The following is a 23072-nucleotide window of genomic DNA, read 5'->3' on the forward strand; positions in this document are numbered from 1 at the left end:
GGCACAGCCAGGAAACCGCGGGTGACGGTTTTAAGATTTTCAGGTGAACCGGCTCCCGGATCGCGGGAATCAGGTCCATGAACCTCGTAAAACAAAGCCCACTGCTCGCACAGTGGGCTTCTCGGTCAGCTATTAGTCACGCAGTTACTGAGGGGAGACTTCGGTCTTCGGCTTGCCGAAGTGCCATTCGTAGACCACGAACTTGAAGTCTTTCAGGTCGCCTTTCTCGTCGTAGGACAGCTCGCCGGTCGGGGTCTTGAACTTGCCGGCGTGGATGGCGGCTGCCACCTTGTCGGTGTCTTCGGACTTGGCGGCTTCGATACCCTTGGCGATCAGCTCGACAGCGGAGTAGGCCGGGAACACGAACGGACCGCTAGGATCCTTGCCGTCAGCCTTGATGGCGTCGACGATGGCCTTGTTCTCAGGGTCAGCGTCGAACGACTTCGGCAGGGTGACCAGCAGGCCTTCCGAAGCGCCCTGGGCGATCTGCGAGATGGAGTCGTTGCCGACACCTTCCGGACCCATGAACTTGGCTTTCAGGCCCTTCTCTTGCGCCTGGCGCAGGATCAGGCCCAGCTCTGGGTGGTAGCCACCGTAGTAGACGAAGTCGACGTTGTTCTGCTTGAGCTTCTGGATGATCGAGGAGAAGTCCTTGTCACCGGCGTTCAGGCCTTCGAAGACGGCGACCTTGGTGCCTTTCTTCTCGAGGGTCTGCTTGACCGCGGTGGCGATGCCTTCACCGTACTGCTGCTTGTCGTGCAGGACGGCAACGACCTTGGGCTTGACGTGGTCGGCAATGTAGTTGCCGGCTGCCGGGCCCTGGGCGCTGTCCAGACCGATGGTGCGGAAGATCAGCTTGTAGCCACGGGCGGTGATTTCCGGGGAGGTGGCGGCGGGGGTGATCATGATCACGCCTTCGTCTTCGTAGATGTCGGACGCAGGCTGGGTGGAGCTGGAGCACAGGTGGCCGATGACGAACTTGACGCCGTCGTTGACCACTTTGTTGGCGACTGCAACGGCCTGTTTCGGGTCGCACGCGTCGTCATATTCCTTGGCCTCGAGCATCTTGCCGTCGACGCCACCCTTGGCGTTGATGTCTTTGATGGCCTGTTTGGCGCCGATGAACTGCATGTCGCCGTACTGGGTTACCGGACCGGTCTTGGGACCGGCGATGCCGATCTTGATGGTATCGGCGGCAAACGAATGGCTGGCTACCCCGGCCAGGACCATTGCGGCGAACAGCTTGGAAATCTTGATCATAGTGCTCCACTCATTCTGTTGTAATTCTTATAGTCCTGGCGGCCAGGGCTACAGACCGGGCGGGATTTGCGGCACGCTCGTGCCATGTCGCAAGCCCACCTTCCCCCGGAACATGTCCCGGAACTGTACCGGTACAGTGTAGAGCGCTGTCCGAGCGCTTGAAAAGCGGGCAAAAAGCGCCTGTTTCCCGGGGTGTCGCATGATCGACATAAAGATACAGAAAAGCGCCATAACTTTGCCTCTATCCCGGGCCCAACCCCACACAACCGGGGCCCGTCGATCAAATTACGTATTTGAAACCGGGTTTTTCTGCAAAAATGCCGGCCTTTTCAAATGGCCATTCTGTCGGCAGGAACCCCCATGACTGATCACACAAGCACCCTCTATGCCAAATTGCTTGGCGAGACCGCGATTATCGAGTGGAAAGCCTTGGAGCGTTTCTGGGCCAAGGGTGACCTGATTTGGGTCGATCCCAGCCTTGACCTGATCGCCGTTGCCGAGGCGATGGCCGAGAATCGCAGCGAAATCTTCGCCAAGTGGCGCAATGATGGCGTTGTCGGACCGCTCACTGCAGAGCAGGCGCTAGACCTGCAAACCCGTGATCCTGAGATCTGGGCGGTGGTGGTTTCGCCGTTCATCGTGATCCAGGCGACGAAAGCGGAATAATCGCGGGCTTTTTTAGTGCGAAAAAGCAGTTGATCGCACCTTGTTGGTGCGTGTTGACGCTGACGTAAGGTGGAAGTAAGTAACAGGTCGCCGGTGCGTTCGCCAGTGCGGTAACAGTTTACGGGATGCGTAATTCCCTTGTAGGAGCGGCGAACCGCCACTCCTACAGGAGTCAGATGCCAGCCCTCAGTAATCCACCCGCCCGGTATGGCTGTTGAGCGAAATCACCCGGGTCTTGCCGATCCGATGCCTGAAGATCTCGCGCAGGTACTTCACCGCTTTCTTCACGCATTCGCGCGACAGGCGGATGTCGTTGATCGAGACGAAGCGGCTCTTGTCGTTGATCAGCTCGCGGTACTTCTTCTCGTACATCGGTTTGATCGCATACCAGTTGGTATCGAGGATTTTCGCCGGGTTCTCGAACTCGTTGAGCAGGTCATCGATACGGTCTTCGTCGAAATGCTCGCTGGTGATGAATTCCAGGATCGCGTTGTCCAGCGTGTCGTCGAAACGGTAGGGCGTGCGCGCGAAGCAGCGCTTGATGAAGGCCACGATCAGCGTCAGGAAGTCGTCCGACAGGCATGGGCTCTTGGCGATCAGGGTGGTCAGCGACAGGTTGGCCGAGGCGCCGATCACCAACGCGTAGCGCTTGAGCGTGGTGTTGGGGAACAGGCTGTTGAGGTGGGTCTTGAGCCGGTTCAGGTCCATGTACGACAGCTTGTAGTCCTTGGGCAGCGACACGATCGATACCACCGACGAGCAGTTCTTGAAGAAATGCAGGTCGTGCAGTGCCGCCGCGTCGAAGCCCGAGGCCTGGTACTGCTCCAGTGCCGCGCGATAGCGGCGCGACTCGATGGGCAGCAGGCTGATGCCCTCGATGGCCTGGGTCTGTTTGTTGAAATGGGGAAGGTCGATGGAGCGCAAGAACAGGTCGTCGATGTCCAGGCGCGGCGATTCGCGTTCGAACACCTTGAACTTGTCCGAGCCCTGCGCGGGCGCCTCTGGCACTACCGATTCGGCATAGGCGATGGCTACCGGGCCCGCGAGGCTCATGAACAGGTCGTTGGCGTCCAGGCGGATGGTTTCGCCAATGTCGATGCCGGCGCGGCGGAAGTAGTTCTGGTCGTAGTCGGTGGTCACGGCCTGCGCGGTGAGGATGTTGAAGATCTGCTGGGAGATGTACTGGTTGGCGTGCTTCTCCATGGCATTGACGTCGATGTTCTGGATCGTTCCGTCATCGCTCTCTTCGGCGTAGCGCATGATGTCGTTGGAGATCAGCATCATGGCGTTCCACGGGCGGATGCGCCCCATGACGCTGGCTTCGCTGCTGTCTTCGTTGTCGAAGTTGTACGAGAAATCCCATTCTTCGGACAAGTACTTGCACAACAGGCGCCCGGCATTGATGTGCAAGGCCTCGGACATTTCACTGCGGTGGTCGGAGGCATTGGGCAGCACACAGATGCCGCTGGTGAAGATCGGCTCGAAAACGAAAGAATGCCCGCCCTTGCCGTCGTTCTCGTCAGCCGGCTTGGTGTCGAAGGTCTTGTTCATGTACGAGTACTGCTGGGCCAGGCCGAACTCCGATGCCATCCCTGAGCCGGTGCCACCGCCAGCGCTGAAGATGTAGAAGTACAGGCGCGATTGGTTGGCCTTGATGCCGCAGGAATCGATCAGGTAGGAGTGGATCAGTTTCCAGTCGGCGCTCGAGAAGCGCTGGGTATCCTTGTTCAGGATGATCTTGGCCAGGTACTGGCCGAGGATCGGCGCATTGCCGGCGCCGCCGGCGTGCACCTCGGACAGGTCCATGATCTTCATCTTGCTATAGTCGCGCAGGAACCCGCCGCGCTCACCCTTGCGCGAGAAGCGGATGCGCCCGGCAATGTCCTTGTCCAGATCGCCGAGCATCACCAGTGGCTCGACCAGAAATACCGGTTTGGCGCCCTTGTTCTGTACCAGGCGCAGGTTCTGTCGGATCCAGCGTGCAGGGCTGTAGCCGCCTTCGTTCCTGTTACGGTCTTCGTTGTTGAACTCGTTGAGGAAGAAGGTGCGCGCGTTGTACACCAGTTCCGCCACGTCCAAGGCAATGTTCGAACCACAGCGCCCCAGGCCGATCAGGCATACCGAGGGGAACTGCTGGTCCAGACGCAATTGGCTTTCGTCTTCCGCGTGCAGGCCCTGCGGGAATACCAGGTCACGCAGGCCGTCGAGGTTGTCGAGGATGCGCTGGATATCGCTCTCGGTGAAGTACAGGTATTGCGCGGGGACGTTGCGGGTGGCCTGGCCGCCACCGAGGGTCAACGAGGTGCTGCTGGTGGAGGGCTCGGGCACTGCATTGGCAGAAGTATTATTGGAGGTCATAGTGCGCCATTTGCCTGGAGTGGTGGACGGTCGGAAGATATGTCATCTGGCCATTACGTAAATCCGGCGACTGTAGCAGTGCGCCTTTTGCCTATGCGATAGGGGTTTACCCTATGGTCGTTAGGGGTTTGCGCTGGCATCTGCACTGCATCGTCCGAAGGTCGCGCTTCTTTAATCCTTGCCTGGAGTCGTTCATGAGTACTGCATTGCCTTCCCTGGGATTCGCCGGGATCGGCCTGATGGGCCTGCCGATGTGCCGCCGTCTGCTGGCTGCCGGCTACCCGCTGACCGTGTGGAACCGCAGCCCGCAGAAGTGCGCCGAGCTGGTCGCCGCTGGCGCACGCCTGGCCGAGAGCCCGGCGGCGTTGTGCCGTGACACTGACATCGTGCTGCTGTGCCTGGCCGACACGGGCGTGGTCCGCGAGGTGGTGTTCGGCGAGCAAGGCATCGCCCAGGGCGGGCGCAGCGGCCAGTTGCTGGTGGATTTCTCCAGCCTCGAGCCAACCGCTACCCGTGACATGGCCGCGGAGCTTGCGGCCCTGTGCGGCATGGCCTGGCTGGATGCGCCAGTGTCCGGCGGTACGCCAGGCGCCGAGGCGGGTACCCTGGCGATCATGGTGGGCGGTGACGCTGCGGACCTGGCGCGCGTGCGCCCGGTGTTGCTGACCCTCGGCCAGCGCGTGACGCACATGGGGGCGGTTGGTGCCGGCCAGGTGACCAAGGCCTGCAACCAGATGATCGTTGCCTGCAATGCCCTGGTGATTGCCGAGGTGGTGGCCCTGGCCGAACGTTCAGGGGTGGATGCCAGCCTGATCGCCGAAGCGCTTTGCGGTGGATTCGCCGACTCCCGGCCGCTGCAGATCCTCGCGCCACAGATGGCGCAAAGTCGCTACACCCCGGTCAAATGGCATGTGCGCACCTTGCTCAAGGACCTCGACACTGCAGTGAAGTTTTCCCGCGAGCAAGGTTCGGCAACACCCATCAGTGGCCTCGCCGCGCAACTGATGCGCCTGCACGGCAGCCAGGGGCATCTGCAAAACGATCCGGCGACCCTGGTAGAGCTGTTCCGCGCTCGGGAATGAAGTCGCTGTCCAGATTGTCGAGCCGCTCCAGCACCGGCGGCAGGTCGGTCAACGGTACCGGACGGCTGAGCAGGTAGCCTTGAAGGAAGTCGCAGCCCTGGGCGGCGAGAAATGCGCGTTGCTCGTCGGTTTCCACGCCCTCGGTGACGACCTGCAGGTGCAGGGTGTGGGCCATGATGATGATGGCCTGGACAATCTCTCGGTCTTGCTGGCTGCCTGGCACATCCTGGATGAACGAGCGGTCGATCTTCAGCACGTCCAGGGGAAGGCGCTTGAGGTAGGCCAGCGATGAATAGCCGGTGCCGAAGTCGTCGATCGACAGGGCCACGCCCTGGGCGCGGATGCGTTTGAGCAGGTTGATGGTGCGGTGGATATCGCCCATCAGGGCGTTTTCGGTGACTTCCAGCTCCAGTTGGCGAGCAGCCACACCGGCCTGGAACAAGGCCATCTCCACTTCGCTGGCCAGTTCCTCGCGCCCCAGTGTCACGGCGGAGCAATTGACCGTGACCTTGAGGTGTCCGTAGCCCAGGCGGTTGAGCTCAGCCACGTCTTCGCAGGCGCGGCGCAGTACCCAGAGATCGAGTTCGGCGATCAGGCCATTGGCTTCGGCAATACCGATGAAGCGGTCGGGGCCGAGCAGGCCATGCTGCGGGTGTTGCCAGCGTACCAGGGCTTCCAGCTTGGCGACCCGTGCGCTGTGCAGGTCGAAGATCGGCTGGTAATGCACGCACAATCCGCGCTCTTCGAGCAGTGCCACGCGCAGTTCCTCTTCCAGTTGCAATTCGAGCGTGGCGCGGGTCTTCAGGCTGCTGTTGAAGAAATTCAGGTTGTTGCGCCCGCCACCCTTGGACTGGTACAGCGCCAGGTCGGCATTCTTCAGCAGCTCCTCGGCGCTGCGTCCATCGTCGGGAAAGATGCTGATACCGATACTGGTGGTCATGACCATGCGTCGCCCACCGAGATTGATGGGCTCCTTCATGCGCTGCATGATGCGTTGCGCCAGCTGCCGGGCTTCGTCGCGGTTGTGCAGGCTGGTGACGATGCAGAACTCATCGCCGCCAAAGCGCGCCACCACGTCCTGGGTGCGGGTCGCCGCCTTGATGTGTCCGGCGATCACCTTGAGCAGTTCGTCGCCAGCAGCATGCCCGAGGCTGTCGTTGATGCGCTTGAAATGGTCGATGTCGAGGAACATCACGGCCAGCATGCCTTCGCTTGCGGTCTGCTCGGCCAGGCGTTCGGCAAAGACCTGGTTGAAGCCGCGGCGATTGATCAGGTTGGTCAAGGCATCGTAGTGGGCGGCCTGTTGCAGCGAGGCACGGGCCTGGTCGAGCTGGCTGAGCAGCACATTGACCCGCCGCAGGTCATGTTCCTTGCTTTGCAGTTTCTTGTCGGCCAGTGCAGCGCTGATGCTGCTGCCACTGATCAGCAGGGTGATGAACGCGATGGTCAGCCCCAACTGCAGGCTGTTGTTGGCCGAGGGCAGTTGCAGCGGCATGTTGTCTGGAATGACCAGCGACAGTGCCGCCATGCCCGTGAAGTGGGTGAGGACGATGCCCGCCGCCATCATCAGGCTGGCGCCGTACTTCATCACCAGATGCTGGGTGCCGCTGCCACTGCGAAAGTGCCGGGCCATCAGCAGTGCCACCAGGCTGGTGACTACGGCGATGCCCAGCGAAGCGAGCACCAGTGGGGTCTGGTAGTACTGCAGGGCGCTGGTCTGCAGGGCGGCCATGCCGACGTAATGCATCACGATGATGCCGAGGCCGATCGCCAGCGCAGCCTGCAGGTAATGACGCCACTGCATCACAGTGCGATCGAGGCTGTTCATCGCCAGCCACGCGGCGAGCAGGGCGATGATCAGCGAGAGGGCGGTCAGCGGCATGTCGTAATGCACGTCAAGTGGCGCCTGGAACGCCAGCAGGCTGATGAAGTGCATGGCCCAGATACCGCTGGCCAGGCAGCAGGCACCGAGGATCCGCCATTGGCGGCGGGCGTTGAGCGCCTCGCTGTGACTTTGCCGCTCGGCCATGTCCAGGGTGGCGAAGCATGCAGCGCAGGCCACCAGGTAGGCGAGCATGACCAGGAAAGGGTTATGACGGCAGTCGAGGATGATTTGTCCGCTCGCCGGAAGCTCGGCGAACAATTGAAGTCCCAGCCACTCCATTGCCTGTCTCTTCGTCGAGTTTGCACTCGTCCCCAAACAGCGTGGTGGAGACCGTTGAAACCGGAGTATAGGAAAGGGGCGCTAGGCCTTCCTGATTAATGGCAGTTTGATCTCTACCATTTGGACATGAGGTCAATAGCGGAAGGTTATAAAAACAGCTGAGGCGGCGCGTGCTTTGTGGGCAAGCCCGCTCCTGCATGTACAACGCTGCGGGAGCGGGCTCGCCGTTTTGTCAGCCGGCCACCAGCACGCGAATCGCTTCCAGGCGCAGCGCGGCCTTTTCGAGCATCGCCAGGCCCTGTTCGCGCTGCTTGCGCAGGGCATCGATCTCGCTGTCACGCACGCTCGGGTTGACTGCCTTGAGCGCCGTCAGGCGAGCCAGCTCCTCGTCGGCTTCAGCGGCCAGGCGACGCTGCGCCTCGGCGACACGCTCGTCATGCACCGGCAGTACCTTCGCCTCGCCAGCGGCGATGCGCTTGGCCAAGACATCGCGCTGGGCCTGGATGAACTTGTTGGCGCTGGCCTTGGGGACGCTTTCGAGCTGGTCGTTGAGGGTTTCGAAGGCAACCCGCGGCGCCAGGTCGTTGCCATTGGTATCGAGCAGGCAGCGCAAGGCGGCCGATGGCAGGTAGCGACCCAGTTGCAGGCTACGCGGTGCCACCACCTCGCTGACATAGAGCAGTTCGAGCAGCACGGTGCCAGGCTTGAGCGCCTTGTTCTTGATCAGCGCCACGGCGGTGTTGCCCATCGAGCCGGACAGCACCAGGTCCATGCCGCCCTGCACCATCGGGTGTTCCCAGGTCAGGAACTGCATGTCCTCGCGCGACAGGGCCTGGCCACGGTCGTAGGTGATGGTCACGCCTTCGTCGTCGCCCAGCGGGAAGCTCGCGTCGAGCATCTTCTCGCTGGGTTTGAGCACCAGCGCGTTTTCCGAATGGTCTTCGCTGTCGATGCCAAAAGCGTCGAACAGGGTTTCCATATAGATAGGCAGGGCGAACTGGTCATCTTGCTCGAGAATCGCCTCGACCAGTGCCTCGCCTTCGCCAGCGCCGCCGGAGTTGAGCTCCAGCAGGCGGTCGCGGCCGCTGTGCAGCTCGGCCTCCAGGCGCTCGCGCTCGCCGCGGGCTTCAGCGACCAAGGCGCTCCAGGCGGCATTGTCGCCGCCGACCAGTTGCGCCAGCAGGCGCGTGCCGAACTGGTGCTGCAGGGCGCTGCCGGTCGGGCAGGTGTTGAGGAAGGCATTCAGGCCTTCGTGGTACCACTGGAACAGGCGCTCTTGCGGGCTGTCCTGCAGGTACGGGATGTGCAGCTGGATGGTGTGTTTCTGACCGATCCGGTCGAGGCGACCGATGCGTTGCTCGAGCAGGTCCGGGTGCGCCGGCAGGTCGAACATCACCAGGTGGTGGGCGAACTGGAAGTTGCGGCCTTCACTGCCGATTTCCGAGCAGATCAGCACCTGCGCGCCAAATTCTTCGTCGGCAAAGTACGCGGCGGCGCGGTCACGCTCGAGGATGCTCATGCCTTCATGGAATACCGTCGCGGGGATGCCGGAGCGCACACGCAGGGCGTCTTCCAGGTCCATGGCGGTCTCGGCGTGGGCGCAGATCACCAGAACCTTGGTGCGCTTGAGCATCTTCAGGGTGTCGATCAGCCAATCGACCCGTGGGTCGAAGCGCCACCAGCGTTCGTCGTCGCTACCTTCGCCCTGGGCCTGGAAGGCCACTTCCGGGTACAGCTCGGCACGCTCACCGGCGGGCAGCGCGCTGTAAGGTTCGGGGTTGGCGAGCGGGTAGGGGTGCAGTTGACGCTCGGGGAAGCCCTGGATCGCGGCGCGGGTGTTGCGGAACAGCACGCGGCCGGTGCCATGGCGGTCGAGCAATTCGCGAATCAGGCGTGCGCTGGCCTGGCTGTCGCCATCGCTGACTGCGGCCAGCAGGGCCTCGCCTTCGGCGCCAAGGAAATTGTGAATGGTGGCGTGGGCCTTGGGCGACAGGCGGCCTTCGTCGAGCAACTCCTGGACGGCTTCGGCTACTGGGCGATAGTGCTCGCTCTCGGCGCGGAAGGCGGCCAGGTCGTGGAAACGGTTGGGGTCCAGCAGGCGCAGACGGGCGAAATGACTGTCCTGGCCAAGCTGTTCGGGGGTTGCAGTGAGCAGCAGCACGCCAGCAATGACCTGGGCCAACTGCTCGACCAGCGCGTATTCGGCACTGGCCTGCTCCTCGTGCCATACCAGGTGGTGGGCTTCGTCGACCACCATCAGGTCCCAGCCGGCGGCGAACAGGGCGTCCTGGGCCTTTTCATCGTCGACCAGCCACTCCAGCGCCACCAGCGCCAGTTGGGCATCTTCGAACGGGTTGCTGGCATCGCTCTCGATGAAACGCTCGGCGTCGAACAATGCCACCTGCAGGTTGAAGCGCCGGCGCATTTCCACCAGCCACTGGTGCTGAAGGTTTTCCGGAACCAGGATCAGCACGCGACTGGCACGGCCCGTCAGCAATTGGCGGTGGATGACCAGGCCCGCCTCGATGGTCTTGCCCAAGCCTACTTCGTCGGCCAGCAATACCCGCGGGGCGATACGGTCGGCGACTTCACGGGCAATGTGCAACTGGTGGGCGATCGGCTGGGCGCGGCAGCCGCCCAGGCCCCAGAGCGAGGAGAGCATCTGCTTGCTGCTGTGCTGCAGGGTGTTGTAGCGCAGCGAGAACCACGACAGCGGGTCGATCTGTCCGGCGAACAGACGGTCGCTGGCCAGGCGGAACTGGATGAAGTTCGACAGTTGCGTCTCAGGCAGGGTACGCGCCTGGTTCTGCCCGTCCAGGCCATGGTAGACCAGCAGGCCATCGACATCCTCGACCTCGCGCACGGTCAGCTTCCAGCCATCGAAGTGAGTGATCTGGTCACCCGGCGAGAAGCGCACGCGGGTCAGCGGCGCGTTGCGTAGCGAGTACTGGCGGGTATCGCCAGTGGCCGGATAGAGCACGGTCAGCAGGCGGCCATCCTGCGCCAGGATGGTTCCCAGGCCGAGCTCGGCTTCGCTGTCGCTGATCCAGCGTTGCCCCGGTTGATACTGCTGCGCCATACTGCCTGAACTCCCGCGATGAAAAAGCGCACTATCTTAACGGATAGGCCCGGCGGACCAAAGCGTTCAGCCACTTCATCGACGAATACCCTTTAGTCAACGAGGGCCTCGCGCCAACATGCCTGTCACGCACCGCTGGTTGAACCTCTCCCTGGCCGTGGGCAGCCTGGCGCTGCTCGCAGCCTGTGACCAGAAGAAGTTCGAGATCCTCGCGCCGATTCCAGCCGAGCAACTGGAAGTCCTGGGCGTTCAGACGCCGCTCAAGAGCGTGCATTTCCACGACCGCGAAGGCGAAGGCCTGCTGGTGCTCAGCCGTGTAGACGGTCAGGCGACCGATGCCGACAGCGAACAGGAAGTCGACAAGGTCGTGCTCAAGGCCACGCTCTATGGGCGTGCGAGCGAAAGCGAGGCGTTCAAGCCACGCTGGCAGATCGATCAGGAGACAACGTGCCCGGGGCTAGACCTGGATGTCGACTTCTACACCGATGTCAGCGACGTCACCGACCTGAACAAGGATGGTGTCGCCGAAGTCACCGTGGCCAGCCACGCCTTCTGTGGCGGCGGCATCGACCCGCATGACATCAGCATCGAAATGCGCGAAGGCGAGGCGATCTACAGCATCAGTGGTCAGTCACAGATCAGCCCGGCGGGCGAGGAGCCCATCGGCGGCGAGCGCGAGGACAGTGCGTCATTGAAGAACGCGCCGCAGGTGTTGCGCGAACACATGGACGCGGTCTGGCAGCAGGTCTACAAGCGGCCCTGGAGCGAAACCAGCCAGCCCGCTGACGACGATCCCGACGACGAAGGCGAATGATCGCGGTCTATACTTTGCAGACGGTATTGTGACCGGCCGCACAAACCCTTGCCCATGTGCTCAAGGCGCACCTTGGCTGGCCGACACAGTGGCTACAGGAGAACCGACTCATGCTGCCGCCGATCATTCCGCTCAGTGCCGTCCCCGTGACCTCGCAACAAGACCCCGTCAAGCAGAGCCCCAATATTCCTCCGGTGGTTCCGGCCCAGCCTGCCTCCAGCGATGGCACTATCGACCTCAAGCAGCAGCGCGACCCGCAGGATGAAGCCTATCGGCTGCGTGAGGAACAACGCCGCCAGCAGCAGCGCCGTCAGCAACGCCGCCAGGACGAGCAGGAAGAACTCTACAGCGCCATGCCCGGCGATGAACTCAATGCCGACAATACCGTGCCGGTGGCGCCGCTCGGTGAGCGCCCGCGTCAGGGGTTGCTGGTGGATATCGAAGTCTGAGACGGGGCTGTTCAGCGTCGCCATCAGGCTTCATCATGGGCGCATCCGCTGTCAGTCGAGCCCGCCCATGAGCCAAGACAACCTGATCGACTTCGGCGCCGAGCGCGCCAAACGCATCCACGACATCAAGGACAAGCGCCTGGATGAAATGCGCCAGGCCTTCGAACAGGCCATGCCGTTGAGCAAAAGCAAGAAAAAGAAAGGCAAAAGCAAGTCCAAGAAGCGCTGAAAACTGATGCAGGTCAAACCTGCGCCCCCTCTTGTGCCCGGTCCCGGGCCCTATTGACCCTGGTCAATTTCTCCTCCCCGCACATTCGTTACCTTGCACACATCGGACAACGGCAACGAATCGGGAGGCCGACATGTTCTTCGACAACGTGGTGATCGCCGGTGTGGTGACAGTCGGGTTGATGTTGACGTTCTTTGCCGGTCTGGGACTTTTCATCTGGAAGGATGCGAACAAGCGCAAATCGCGCTGATCCTTCCGGGTATACGAGCACGCAAGGCATTTAGGGCGACTTCGGTCGCCTATTTTTTTGCCGTTTTAAAAGATGATTAGCTAGCTAATTAGTTGATTGCATTTTATTCTTCCGTTCGTTGTCTATCGTTCTATTCAATATCCCCCCGCAAGGTCCGCTTCGTGCCCATCACCCTCCAGGCCCTGTTCGCACCCACTAGCCCTGCTCTGAAGTTCGCCGTCAAGACCTTGCTGGGCGGTGGACTGGCGCTGTGGCTGGCGCTGCGCTGGGGGTTGGAGCAACCGGCCTGGGCCTTGATGACGGCGTTCATCGTGGCACAGCCGCTGTCGGGCATGGTAGTGCAGAAGGGGCTGGCGCGACTGGCCGGCACCCTGGTCGGGACGTTCATGTCGGTGGTGTTCATCGGCCTGTTCGCCCAGACCCCGTGGTTGTTCCTGCTGACCCTCGCCTTGTGGCTGGCGCTCTGTACCGCCGCATCAACCCAGCTACGCAGTGCCTGGGCGTACGCCTTCGTGTTGGCGGGCTATACCGCAGCGATCATCGCGTTGCCGGCGATCGACCACCCTTTGCAAGTGTTCGACCAAGCGGTGGCGCGCTGCACCGAAATCTGCCTGGGCATCGTCTGCGCCACAGCCACCAGCGCGCTGATCTGGCCGATGCGCGTCGAGCAGCAACTCGGCGGCCAGGCGCGGCAGGCCTGGCAGAACGGCATGCAGACCGCCAGTGCCATGCTCGGCGGTGAAGACGAGGCGCGCCAGGGGCTGCTGGACATCCTTGGGCGCATCGTCGCCATCGACGTTCAGCGTGAACATGCCTGGTTCGAAGGCAGTCGTGGCCGCCAGCGGGCCCGCGCAATCCGTGGCCTGAGCCAGAAGCTGATGGTGCTGCTGCGCATTTCGCGTTCGGTGCGTCGTCAGTGGCGTCAGCTCGACGGACAGCAAGCGGCGCACCTGGCGCCTTGGCTGGAGGAGGTTCGGACCCAGTTGGCCAACCCCGATCAGCCCAGCCTTCTGTTATTGCGCCAACGTATCTGGGACGCCGCCCACGACGAACAGATCAGCCCCGCCGAGCATTTCTGCCTGGCGCGCCTGGCCCTGCTGCTGGACTTCGCCATGGCCGCCACCCAGGCGCTGCTGGATGTAGAGGAGGGGCGAACGCCCAAGGACGTATCGCTGGGCCTGGCGGCGCATCGCGACCTGCCGCTGGCGCTGCTGTTCGGTTCGCGCAGTGCGTTGGCGTTTCTGGTCATGAGCAGTTTCTGGCTGGCCACGGCCTGGCCCTCGGCCCCCGGAGGCCTGGTACTGACCTGCGTGGTCTGCAGCCTGTTCGCCAGCCGCGAGAACGGCGCGCAGATCGGCTTGAGCTTTCTGCGTGGCATCTTGCTGGCGATTCCGGTGGCGTTTTTCGTCGGGCAGATCCTGTTGCCACAATGGAGCAGTTTCGCCTTGCTGTGTCTTGGCATGGGCGTACCGCTGTTCTTCGGTGCGCTGGGCATGGCCCATCCGCGCACGGGGCCGACGGCGACCTCGTACTGCCTGCATTTCATCGTGCTGGTGGCGCCTCTGAACGCCATGCACTTCGACGTGGCCAGCATGCTCAACAGCGCCCAGGCCATGCTCATCGGTGTGGGGGCGGCGGTACTGGCGTTTCGGTTGGTCGTGCTGCGTCATCCGAAGTGGCTGGGTCGGCGCCTGAGGGCCGCCACCCAGAGCGACCTGGTTCGCCTGACCCATCGCGACCTGCGGGGCGCCGACAGTTGGTTCGGTGGACGCATGGCCGATCGCCTGATGCAGTTGGCCCGTCATGCCAGCGAGTTGCCCGAGGCCGAGCGCAAGCGTTGGGACGATGGCCTGCATGGCTTGGACATCGGTGACGAACTGGTGCACCTGCGCATGTGCCTGGCGGTGGCCCAGGTACCGTTGGCCGGTGCCGAGCGCCAGTACCTGCAGCAACTGGAGGCGGTTCTGGCCAGTGGCCCTGCGCCTGGGCGCGGCCAGCGTCTGGATGCCGCCAGCGAACAGTTCATCGAGGCCCTGCGCCGCCAGCCGTCGAGCGACCCGCTGCGCCTGGCTATCGGCGCGGTCCTGCAATTGCAGAAGAGCTGGGGCAAGTGGTGCCGTTGGCAGGAGGAAGTCCATGGGGTTGCGTGAGTGGGCGCTGGGCGGCGTATTGCTCAGCCCGTTTCTGATCTACGTGTTGATGGCGTTGGTGCTTACTGGGCTGTTGCGCTGGGTGGTGCAGGCGACGCCACTAGGTCGCTGGATCTGGCATGAAGCGCTGTTCGATGCGGCGTTGTTCGTCTGTGTGCTGTCGTTGGTGGTACATCTGTTGGGACCTTTGTAAGGAGTCAGTCCATGCGTACAGCGGTACGTACCCTGGTCACCCTGTGCGTGGTGGCCATTGCTGTGTTTGCCGGATATCACCTCTGGCAGTACTACATGCTTACCCCCTGGACGCGCGATGCGCGGGTGCGGGCCGATGTGGTGGTGATCGCCCCGGACGTGTCCGGCTGGGTGCGCGAACTGCGGGTACACGACAACCAGCCGGTGAAGGCCGGCGATGTCTTGATGATCATCGATCACGAGCGCTTCCAGGCGGCTTTCGACCAGGCCAGTGCCGTGGCTGAAACCCGCACCCAGCAGTTGCGCCTGCGTGAGCGCGAAGCGGCTCGGCGCACGGCCCTTGGGCCGGAGGCGATCAGCGCCGAGCTGCGCGAGAACGCCCAGATCAACGCTGCCATCGCCCGTGGTGAACTGCACGAGGCGCAAGCGCAACTGCAGGTGGCCAAGATCAACCTGGCCCGTAGCGAAGTGCGCGCACCGCGCGACGGTCACATCACCAACCTGCGACTGGCCCAAGGCAACTACGTCAATACCGGGCAATCGATGATGGCGCTGGTGGACGACTCGACCTTCTATATCCAGGCCTATTTCGAGGAAACCAAGCTGCCGCGCATTCGTGTCGGGGATCCGGTGAAGGTCTGGCTGATGGGGGCGGGGGAGGCCATGCATGGGCATGTGGAGAGCATCAGCCGGGGCATCACTGACCGCAACTCTACCCCGGACGGACAGTTGTTGCCGGAGGTGGAACCGACCTTCAACTGGGTCAGGTTGGCGCAGCGGATACCGGTGAGGATCAGGCTGGACGAGATCCCCGCAGGGGTGAATCTCAGCGCCGGGATGACCGCAAGCGTGCAGGTTCGGGAGGATGAAGTACAGCGCTGAGCAAGCGCCCCCACAGGCACCTAGCGTGCCTGTGGGGGCGCTTGCCGATCAGGGTTGCTGGGCAGTGGCTGCCAGGACGATCTCGCGGATGCACACATGTTGCGGCTGCTGGTACGCCCAGACGATCGCCCCGGCCACATCCTCGGCCTTGAGCACTACACCGCCCATGTCATTGGCTTTCCACGACTCGTAGTCGCGCTTGATGCCCTCGTCGGTGGTGTGGCCGAGCAGCTCGGTCTCAACTGCGCCCGGCGCGATGGTGACGACACGCACGTTGTGTGGCGCCAGCTCTTCGCGCAGGTTTTCCGACAGGCCATGCACGGCGAACTTGGTGCCGACGTAGGCGACATGGTTGGGGAAGGTCTTGCGCCCGGCGACGGAGCTGACGTTGATCAGGGTGCCGGCTCGACGCGCGACCATGCCGCTGGCCAGTGCATGCACGCCGTTGAGCAGGCCTTTGACGTTGATGTCGATCATCCGGTCCCACTGCTCAGGATCCTGCTCGTGCACCTGGCCCAGCAGCATCACGCCGGCATTGTTCACCAGTGCATCGGCCGGGCCGTACACGGCTTCGGCTTCGTTCACCGCCGCCACCAGCGCGGCACGGTCGCGAATGTCCACGGCGCGACACAGGCAGTTGGGCAGGGCCAATGCTTCGAGACGTTCCAGGCGACGAGCGATCAGCAGCAGCGGGTGACCTGCGGCCGAGAATTGCTGGGCCGTGGCGGCCCCGATACCGGAGCTGGCGCCGGTGATGATGATCAGAGGTTTGTTCATGAGCGCCTCCAAGGCATAATCGTTTTCGATGGCCAGGATTGTAAGCATCGATCCAGACCATGAAAAACGGCTTATTCCTCTGGCTGACATCGGTTTTATCTATGGATATTCGTCATCTCAAGGCGTTCATCGCCGTGTTCGAAGAGCGCAACATCACTTTGGCCGCGCAGCGCCTGTGCGTGGCTCAGCCGACATTGTCAGTGACTATCCGGCAACTCGAGGAGGACCTCGGCGTCAGCCTGTTCCTGCGCCAGGCCCGCGGTGTGGACGTCAGTGAGCAGGCGCGGGCGCTGTATCCGCAGGCGTGCCGCATGGTTGCCGAAGCCGAGGCGCTGCGCCTGCGCTTTCGCCAGGAGCAGGAGCGTGTCCCGCTCGCGTTGGGTATCGAGGCCGATATCGCCCCGGCCCAGGTCGAAGCATGCGTGCGTCTTGCGGCTCAGGCTGTGCCTGGGTTGCAATTGACGTTGCTGGACGGTTGCGAGGGCGATGCGCGGCTGGCCGATGAAGCTGAGCGCTGCGAGGATGAGCTCTTCCTGGCGCTGTGGGAAGAGTCGTTTGTCCTGGTCATGGCCACCGGCAGCCAGGCCGACGGTCGCTGGATCACCTGCCCGCAGCATCCTTCGCACCAGCGCCTGATGGGGCTGTATGGCGAGGGTGAGCAGGTGGCACAGGCCGGATCATTGCAACTGGCGTTGGCGTTGGTCGCCGCCGGACTGGGCGCGGCCTGGTTGCCGCAGTCGCTGGCCGAGCGCCACCCAGGGGTCTACTGGCAACCAGGGCCCGGCCCGGCGCTGAGGCGTCGGGTCGGGTTGTGCTACGCCGCCCAGGCGCTGGACATTCCTGCCTTGGCGAGCTTGCAGCAGGCGCTGAGCGGCAGCAGCCTGGGTTAGAGGAACATGCCGCCGGAGACTTCCAGACGCTGCCCGGTAATCCAGCCATTACTGTCCTCAAGCAACAGGGCGATGGCTGCGCCGATATCGTCGGGCAGGCCGGCGCGGCCCAGGGCAGTATTGCTGGCCACGAAGGCGTTGACCTGCTGATTGTCACGCACGGTGCCACCCCCGAAATCGGTCTCGATGGCGCCCGGCGCCAGGATATTCACCCGGATGCCGCGCTCACCCAACTCCTTGGCCTGGTAGCGGGTGAGCACCTCCATGGCGCCCTTCATTGCCGCGTAGGCGGAGTAACCGGGCAGCGAGAAGCGTGCCAGGCCACTTGAAATGTTGACGATGCGCCCCTCGTCGGCCAGTAGCGGAAGCAGGCGTTGGGTGAGGAAGAACGGGCCCTTGAGGTGGATGTTCAGCAATTGCTCGAACTGCGCCTCGGTGGTTTCGCTGAACAGTGCATGTATGCCGACACCGGCGTTGTTCACCAAAAAGTCGAACTGTCGGCGGGCAAAGCGTTGATCAAGGGTGTGCGCCAGGCGTTCGGCGAAGTCGGCGAAGCTTTGGCTGTCGCTGACATCCAGTTGCAGCATGGCGGCACGCACCCCAGCCTGTTCCAGGCGCTCGACCAGGGCCTGGGCTTCGTCGGCCCGGCTGTGATAGGTGCCGATGACATCGATGCCGCGGGCCGCGAGATGTTCGGCGGTGTTGCGGCCAAGGCCGCGGCTGGCGCCAGTGAGCAGAGCGATTTTACGGGTCATGTGGATTACCTCGTCGATGGAGTCTGTGCTCACAGGTTATTGGTCGACAAAAGGCTGTTAAATCCTGCTGTTTTGGAAATACTGTTCGCCATATTCGAACTATCAAGGCGGCTCGATGAACAAGCTGGAATTGTTGCGTACCTTTGTCAGGGTCAGTGAACTGTCCAGTTTCACCCTGGCGGGTGAGAGTCTTGGCTTGCCACGTTCGACTGTCTCGGAGCAGGTCCGGGCACTGGAGCGCTTGCTTGGCACGCGCCTGCTCAACCGCACCACGCGCCGCGTGCAGGCGACGCAGGACGGCCTGCTGCTCTACGAGCGCAGCAAGGATTTGCTGTCAGGCATGGACGAGATCGAGAGCCTGTTTCGCAGCGACGAGGCCGAGCTGGCCGGGCGTCTGCGTATCGACATGCCGACCATGATGGCGCGCAAGGTGGTGATGCCGGCCCTTTCAGGCTTTCTGTTGCGCTATCCGCGCCTGGAAGTGGAGCTCAGTTGCACCGACCAGCGTGTCGACCTGCTGCAAGGTGGCTTTGACTGCGTACTGCGGGTGGGCGAATTGGGTGACCCGGATGTTGCCGCCCGGCCGCTGGGGCGCATGACCATGTGCAACTGCGCCAGCCCCGAATACCTTGCCCGGCATGGCGTGCCGCACACGCTGGACGATCTGGCGACGCATCAGCTCGTGCACTACGTCTCCAGGCTCGGTGCGCAGAGTCCGGGGTTCGAGTACGAAGTCGACGGGCAATCGCGTTTTCTGCCCATGGGGGGTGTGCTCACGGTGAACAATGCCGTGGCGTATTCGGCCGCGGGCCTGGCCGGCCTGGGGCTGATCCAGGTTCCAGCGGCGGGGGTTGCCGAGGACGTGCGGCGCGGTGATCTGGTACGGGTGCTCGAACCTTGGCAGGCCCGGGCCATGCCGGTGACGATGCTGTACCTGCGCCAGCGGCATGTTCCGCGCCGGGTACAGGCGTTCATGGGATGGATGGAGGCGCTGTTGACCGATCAGCTCGATCCGGCAGTGTCCGGCGCTCGCTGAAAAACCTTGGCGAAGGCGGCGCAGGTTGCGTTAGGCTGCGCAACAAACGATCTGCGCGTTGCCCGATAGAGGCAACCGTTCCCGCCTGGCGTGCGTTCCTTCCGATTTCTTTGCGAGGTAACGTCATGGCCATTACATCCCAGGATATCTGCACAGCTGCCGAGCAGCTCAACGGCTTCGTCGGTTTTCACGGCAAGCGTGGCACGCATATCGTGCGCTTTTCCGAGGACGCATTCGGTATGGATGTCGCGGACGCGAGCATCACGCCCTGCAGCGAGTTCGTCTGGCGTCCCGAGTCGGGGCGGCGCATGGCGCTCTGCCGTGAGCGTCTGGCACTGTTGCTGCGACAGCATGTGGACGATCGCCTGAACATTGGCGAGCCGCTGCGGATCTATCTGCGCCGCACCGACCTGCCGGAGATCGTCGCCGAGCGTAGCCTGCGCTGAGCGAGCAGGTTCAGTCGGGGTAGGCCAGCTTGAGAGGGCCAGCCTCGCTGCGGGCGACGTTGACCTGGTTGCGGCCTTGATGCTTGGCGGTGTAGAGGGCCTTGTCGGCGTCTTCAAGCCACTGCTCGGGCGTTTTCAGCCCAGGGTGATAGGCCGAGAGGCCTATGCTCAGGCTGATGCGCAATTCCGGCAGTTGCGGGTTGCGATAGGCGCTGACCTGCTCACGCAGGCGCTCCATCGCAACGCCCGCCTGGTCTTGATCGGTGGCAGGCAGGATCAGACAGAACTCGTCACCGCCGTAGCGCCCGGCCAGGTCATCGTCGCGCAGGACGCGCTTGAGCTCGTGGCTCAGCTGGCGGAGCACGCAATCGCCGACCACGTGGCCGAAGGTGTCATTGATGGTCTTGAAATGGTCGATGTCGATCAGGGCGATCACGGCCGGGGCCTGCTGCTGGTGGCAGATCTGGAACCTCAGCAGCAGCAAGTCTTTCCATGAGCCATGGTTGAGCAGCCCGGTGAGGCTGTCGGTGCGGCTCAGGGCGCTCAGTCGACGCTTGTGGTCGGCCAGTTTGATCGCCAATTGATAGCAGACCCAACCGAGCGCCAGCGGGTAGAGCGTCAACATTGGCAGGCAGGCATAGACCTGCAATGCCGTGGCTTGCAATTGCAGCCCGGGGCCGAACAGCGCCATGGCCAGCAGCATGCCTGTCAGCTGCGCGAGCAACCCGCGCAGTACCATGCGCTTGCCGCCTGCAGCGACGTTGTTCATGGTCATCATCGACAGGATGGTCACGGTCGGCAACGGATTGAAATGAATGGCCGCGGCCCAGAAACCGCCGCTCAGCGAATCGAGCAACAGGTTGCGCTGTTCGGCGCGGTAGGGGGCAGGGGAGCGGATCGCCCATTGATAAGCCAGGTGCGGCCAGGCCAGGCCGTTGAATAGCATCAGCAGCCACACCCAGGTGGGTGGTTGCAGCGGGGCAAGTGCCGCCATGACGCTGAACAGGCCGATGCCCATGCCGATGGTCCGCGGCAGATAGATGCGCCTGACGAAGGAGAGCCCCTTGCCGCTTCTGTTGTCGATCATGTCTATCGTTCTTTTTCTGCAGAAGCCGTTTATCGCATAAGTTGCATGAATATTGTTGAACAATGATTCACGGCGGAAAAATGACCTTACAAGCCAATTCACGGTTGATCCGATCATTGTGAGGTAGCATGAAGCCTTTGTTCCTCCTCGGAGTGCTCCTGCTCATGGCCCCCATGGCTTCCCCCGCCGGCGAGCCGGCACCTTACAGGGATGGGCGTTTTCACAACCAGGCCGAGCTGCCCAAGGATGGCGTGCTCAAGAAGTTGCGCATCGGCCTCAAGTATCTGCTGCTGCGCAAACCTCCCGAAACACGTCCTGCCATTCCCCCGAGCCTGCAGCCAATGACCCGCCAGCAGGTACTCGATGCCCCGGACCACAGCCTCTGGCGTCTGGGCCATTCCACGGTATTGCTAAAACTGCGTGGGCACTTCTTCATTACAGACCCGGTATTTGCCGAACGCGCCTCGCCCGTGCAATGGGCCGGCCCGCTGCGCTTCCACGCTTCGCCGCTGGCAATCGACCAGCTTCCGCCGCTGGCAGCAGTGATTCTGTCCCACGACCATTTCGATCATCTCGATGAGTCGGCCATACGCCAGCTGGCGCCAAGCACCGGCCAGTTTCTTGCACCGCTGGGCGTGGGCGATCGTTTGGTCGAGTGGGGCGTGCCGAGCGACAAGGTGCGTCAACTGGACTGGTGGCAGGAAACCGAAGTCGCAGGCGTGCGTTTCGTCGCCACACCGGCGCAGCACTTTTCTGGGCGCGGCCTGTTCGACAGTAACAGCACCTTGTGGGCGTCGTGGGTGGTGATCGATGAAGGGCTGCGCCTGTTCTTCAGTGGTGATACCGGATATTTCGAAGGCTTTCGCGAAATCGGCGAGCGCTTCGGACCCTTCGATCTGACATTGATGGAGACCGGTGCCTACAACCTGGCCTGGCCCAATGTGCATATGCAGCCTGAGCAGAGCCTGCAAGCGCACCTGGATCTGCGCGGACGCTGGATGCTGCCGATCCACAACGGAACGTTCGATCTCTCCCTGCACAGCTGGCAGGAGCCTTTCGAGCGCATCGTCGCGCTCGCGGCGCAGGCCCAGGTACCGTTGAGTACGCCACAGATGGGCGAGCTTGTTAGTCTGGATTCGCCCCATGCAGGGCAGAACTGGTGGCAGCCCAGGCCTTCGCGTCAGAGAGGCGACAGCACCGAGCGTGCAGTGGCGGTGCGCTGAGTATCAGCTTTCACGGTCCTTCTTTATAGAAGACCGTTCTTGATCATCCAGCAGCTTCGACGGCGGCTTGCCGCTGTCGCTGCGTACCTGGGCGTGGCTGATGAGGGCGAAGATGAAGCTGCCACCGATGATGTTGCCAGCCAGGGTCGGCAGGGCGAACTCCAGCCAGAAACTGCGCCAGGTCTGCTCTCCGGCCCAGACCAGATAGGACACTTCTACCGAACCGACGACGATATGGGTGAAGTCGCCCAGGGCCATCAAGTAGGTGATCATCAGGATGATCCAGATCTTGGCGTTCTCCATGGATGGGATCATCCAGACCATGGTCGCGATCATCCAGCCCGAGACGATGCCCTTGGCGAACATCTGGCTCGGATCGTTGTGCATCACCTTGCGCCCGATTTCGAGGAAGGCCACATCGGTCTTGCTGTCGAAGATCGGCAGCTCGAGCATCACCCAGGCCACCAGCAAGGTGCCGGCGAGATTGCCCATCAGCACCACTGTCCACAGGCGTATCAAGCGGCCGAGGTTGGCGAGGGTAGGGGCGGTCATTACCGGCAGCACGGCAGTCAGGGTGTTTTCGGTGAACAACTGTTGGCGAGCGAGGATCACGGCAAGAAAACCGGCAGCGTAGCCGAGGCTGGCAATCACCTGGCTGCTGTCGTTGTCTGGCAGGCGTGCATAGAACAGTCCCATCGCCATCAGCGACAGGCCCATGGTCAGGCCGGCGGCCAGTGCCGACCACCACAGGGCTGCCAGGGTGCGTTCCAGTTCCTGATCGCCCTGGGCGCGGATGATCTCGTGCAGTACTGCTGCGCGGGGTGGCTGGTTATGGCTGACTTCCTGCTCTTCATCTGCCGACAGGCCCGGGGTTTTCTCGTTCTGCGCTTTGCTCATCGTGTCGCGCTCCTGGGATGTTTCTCTACAGATCGATTGCGCTCGGATTAGTTGCCGGTGAGCTCATGGAGGCGGATAAAAGTTTTTTTGGATCAAAGTGTTGACTCTGATTTCAAACCACGTATTATTCGCCTCCTCGCAGCGATGAACGCAGCGAGGCAGTCGGTAAGTCGTTGACGTTGAAGGCTTTTGAAAGAAAGCGGTTTGAAAAAACTTCAAAATAAACGCTTGACAGCAAATGAGGAAAGCGTAGAATGCGCGCCTCGGTTGAGACGAAAAGCTCTTAACCAAACGCTCTTTAACAAATCGAATCAAGCAATTCGTGTGGGTGCTTGTGAGTACGGACTGATAGTCGCCAAGATTATCAGCATCACAAGTGGCCATGC

The 23072-nt window shown here is 62.4% G+C and carries 22 protein-coding genes; 14 read left to right on the plus strand and 8 right to left on the minus strand.

Features of this window, described 5'->3' with window-relative positions; all coding sequences use genetic code 11:
- Positions 1-144 precede the first annotated feature (144 nt).
- Positions 145-1260, minus strand: a complete 1116-nt coding sequence (locus tag ACNFHO_RS19825) for a branched-chain amino acid ABC transporter substrate-binding protein (RefSeq protein ID WP_054891749.1) — start codon at positions 1258-1260, stop codon at positions 145-147.
- A gap of 360 nt (positions 1261-1620) precedes the next feature.
- Here ACNFHO_RS19825 and ACNFHO_RS19830 point away from each other — a divergent pair, with 360 nt between their 5' ends.
- The gene (locus ACNFHO_RS19830) at positions 1621-1926 is read left to right on the plus strand and encodes a DUF2288 domain-containing protein (protein ID WP_416767129.1); all 306 of its coding nucleotides are present in this window, start codon (positions 1621-1623) and stop codon (positions 1924-1926) included.
- 186 nt (positions 1927-2112) lie between these two features.
- On the opposite strand, the gene ACNFHO_RS19835 is transcribed toward ACNFHO_RS19830, so the two are convergent.
- A complete protein-coding gene (locus ACNFHO_RS19835) occupies positions 2113-4284 on the minus strand; it encodes a hypothetical protein (RefSeq protein ID WP_063543502.1) in 2172 nt (723 codons plus the stop codon).
- 194 nt (positions 4285-4478) lie between these two features.
- On the opposite strand from ACNFHO_RS19835, the gene ACNFHO_RS19840 reads away from it, so the two are divergent.
- Positions 4479-5366 carry an NAD(P)-dependent oxidoreductase gene (locus tag ACNFHO_RS19840; RefSeq protein ID WP_153774034.1) on the plus strand — a complete coding sequence of 296 codons (888 nt, stop codon included), beginning with the start codon at positions 4479-4481 and terminating at the stop codon, positions 5364-5366.
- Here ACNFHO_RS19840 and ACNFHO_RS19845 read toward each other — a convergent pair.
- Both ACNFHO_RS19845 and rapA read right to left on the minus strand, forming a co-directional pair.
- A complete protein-coding gene (locus tag ACNFHO_RS19845) occupies positions 5266-7530 on the minus strand; it encodes a putative bifunctional diguanylate cyclase/phosphodiesterase (protein WP_416767130.1) in 2265 nt (754 codons plus the stop codon). The two genes, ACNFHO_RS19840 and ACNFHO_RS19845, sit on opposite strands and share 101 nt — an antisense overlap.
- Before the next feature lie 232 nt (positions 7531-7762).
- Complete coding sequence (gene rapA / locus ACNFHO_RS19850; RefSeq protein ID WP_197892731.1) at positions 7763-10609, minus strand: RNA polymerase-associated protein RapA; 2847 nt, start codon at positions 10607-10609, stop codon at positions 7763-7765.
- A gap of 118 nt (positions 10610-10727) precedes the next feature.
- On the opposite strand from rapA, the gene ACNFHO_RS19855 reads away from it, so the two are divergent.
- The 7 genes from ACNFHO_RS19855 (at position 10728) to ACNFHO_RS19885 (ending at position 15575) form a co-directional block, all read left to right on the plus strand.
- Positions 10728-11423, plus strand: a complete 696-nt coding sequence (locus ACNFHO_RS19855; protein ID WP_112897636.1) for a M949_RS01915 family surface polysaccharide biosynthesis protein — start codon at positions 10728-10730, stop codon at positions 11421-11423.
- 110 nt (positions 11424-11533) lie between these two features.
- Positions 11534-11872, plus strand: coding sequence for a hypothetical protein (locus ACNFHO_RS19860; RefSeq protein WP_054891742.1), 339 nt, complete (start codon positions 11534-11536; stop codon positions 11870-11872).
- A 67-nt stretch (positions 11873-11939) separates the two neighbouring features.
- Complete coding sequence (locus tag ACNFHO_RS19865; protein ID WP_416767131.1) at positions 11940-12101, plus strand: hypothetical protein; 162 nt, start codon at positions 11940-11942, stop codon at positions 12099-12101.
- Between the two features lie 133 nt (positions 12102-12234).
- A complete protein-coding gene (ccoM, locus tag ACNFHO_RS19870; RefSeq protein ID WP_054891741.1) occupies positions 12235-12351 on the plus strand; it encodes a cytochrome c oxidase subunit CcoM in 117 nt (38 codons plus the stop codon).
- Positions 12352-12512: 161 nt separating this feature from the next.
- Positions 12513-14501: an FUSC family protein gene (locus ACNFHO_RS19875; RefSeq protein WP_416767132.1), complete on the plus strand. Its 1989-nt coding sequence runs from the start codon at positions 12513-12515 to the stop codon at positions 14499-14501.
- Positions 14488-14694, plus strand: a complete 207-nt coding sequence (locus ACNFHO_RS19880; RefSeq protein ID WP_054891739.1) for a DUF1656 domain-containing protein — start codon at positions 14488-14490, stop codon at positions 14692-14694. The genes ACNFHO_RS19875 and ACNFHO_RS19880 overlap by 14 nt, the downstream gene beginning before the upstream one ends.
- 11 nt (positions 14695-14705) lie before the next feature.
- Positions 14706-15575 (plus strand): HlyD family secretion protein, encoded by an 870-nt coding sequence (locus ACNFHO_RS19885; protein WP_054891738.1) that lies wholly within the window; start codon positions 14706-14708, stop codon positions 15573-15575.
- A 48-nt stretch (positions 15576-15623) separates the two neighbouring features.
- Here the strand turns inward: ACNFHO_RS19885 and ACNFHO_RS19890 are convergent, their stop codons facing one another.
- On the minus strand, positions 15624-16352 hold the full coding sequence (locus tag ACNFHO_RS19890; RefSeq protein ID WP_054891860.1) for an SDR family oxidoreductase: 729 nt from the start codon (positions 16350-16352) through the stop codon (positions 15624-15626).
- Between the two features lie 101 nt (positions 16353-16453).
- Here ACNFHO_RS19890 and ACNFHO_RS19895 point away from each other — a divergent pair, with 101 nt between their 5' ends.
- Positions 16454-17242, plus strand: coding sequence for a LysR family transcriptional regulator (locus tag ACNFHO_RS19895; protein WP_065863049.1), 789 nt, complete (start codon positions 16454-16456; stop codon positions 17240-17242).
- Here ACNFHO_RS19895 and ACNFHO_RS19900 read toward each other — a convergent pair.
- Entirely contained in the window at positions 17239-17997 is a 759-nt protein-coding gene (locus ACNFHO_RS19900; protein ID WP_416767133.1) for an SDR family NAD(P)-dependent oxidoreductase, read from the minus strand. The genes ACNFHO_RS19895 and ACNFHO_RS19900 overlap by 4 nt on opposite strands.
- 115 nt (positions 17998-18112) lie before the next feature.
- Between ACNFHO_RS19900 and ACNFHO_RS19905 the strand changes: the two genes are divergently transcribed.
- Together ACNFHO_RS19905 and ACNFHO_RS19910 are read left to right on the plus strand one after the other, a co-directional pair.
- Positions 18113-19033 (plus strand): LysR family transcriptional regulator, encoded by a 921-nt coding sequence (locus ACNFHO_RS19905; RefSeq protein ID WP_416767134.1) that lies wholly within the window; start codon positions 18113-18115, stop codon positions 19031-19033.
- A gap of 125 nt (positions 19034-19158) precedes the next feature.
- Complete coding sequence (locus ACNFHO_RS19910; protein WP_054891734.1) at positions 19159-19479, plus strand: DUF2025 family protein; 321 nt, start codon at positions 19159-19161, stop codon at positions 19477-19479.
- Positions 19480-19489: 10 nt separating this feature from the next.
- Here ACNFHO_RS19910 and ACNFHO_RS19915 read toward each other — a convergent pair whose 3' ends face one another.
- On the minus strand, positions 19490-20566 hold the full coding sequence (locus tag ACNFHO_RS19915) for a diguanylate cyclase (RefSeq protein WP_172964787.1): 1077 nt from the start codon (positions 20564-20566) through the stop codon (positions 19490-19492).
- A 128-nt stretch (positions 20567-20694) separates the two neighbouring features.
- Between ACNFHO_RS19915 and ACNFHO_RS19920 the strand changes: the two genes are divergently transcribed.
- Positions 20695-21789, plus strand: a complete 1095-nt coding sequence (locus tag ACNFHO_RS19920; RefSeq protein ID WP_416767135.1) for an MBL fold metallo-hydrolase — start codon at positions 20695-20697, stop codon at positions 21787-21789.
- A 3-nt stretch (positions 21790-21792) separates the two neighbouring features.
- On the opposite strand, the gene ACNFHO_RS19925 is transcribed toward ACNFHO_RS19920, so the two are convergent.
- A complete protein-coding gene (locus ACNFHO_RS19925) occupies positions 21793-22686 on the minus strand; it encodes a formate/nitrite transporter family protein (RefSeq protein ID WP_416767136.1) in 894 nt (297 codons plus the stop codon).
- Between the two features lie 204 nt (positions 22687-22890).
- On the opposite strand from ACNFHO_RS19925, the gene ACNFHO_RS19930 reads away from it, so the two are divergent.
- The coding region (locus ACNFHO_RS19930) for a hypothetical protein (protein ID WP_416767137.1) at positions 22891-23072 on the plus strand (182 nt) is incomplete at its 3' end.

The sequence above is a fragment of the Pseudomonas sp. NY15374 genome (assembly GCF_048068255.1).
Taxonomy (GTDB): domain Bacteria; phylum Pseudomonadota; class Gammaproteobacteria; order Pseudomonadales; family Pseudomonadaceae; genus Aquipseudomonas; species Aquipseudomonas machongensis.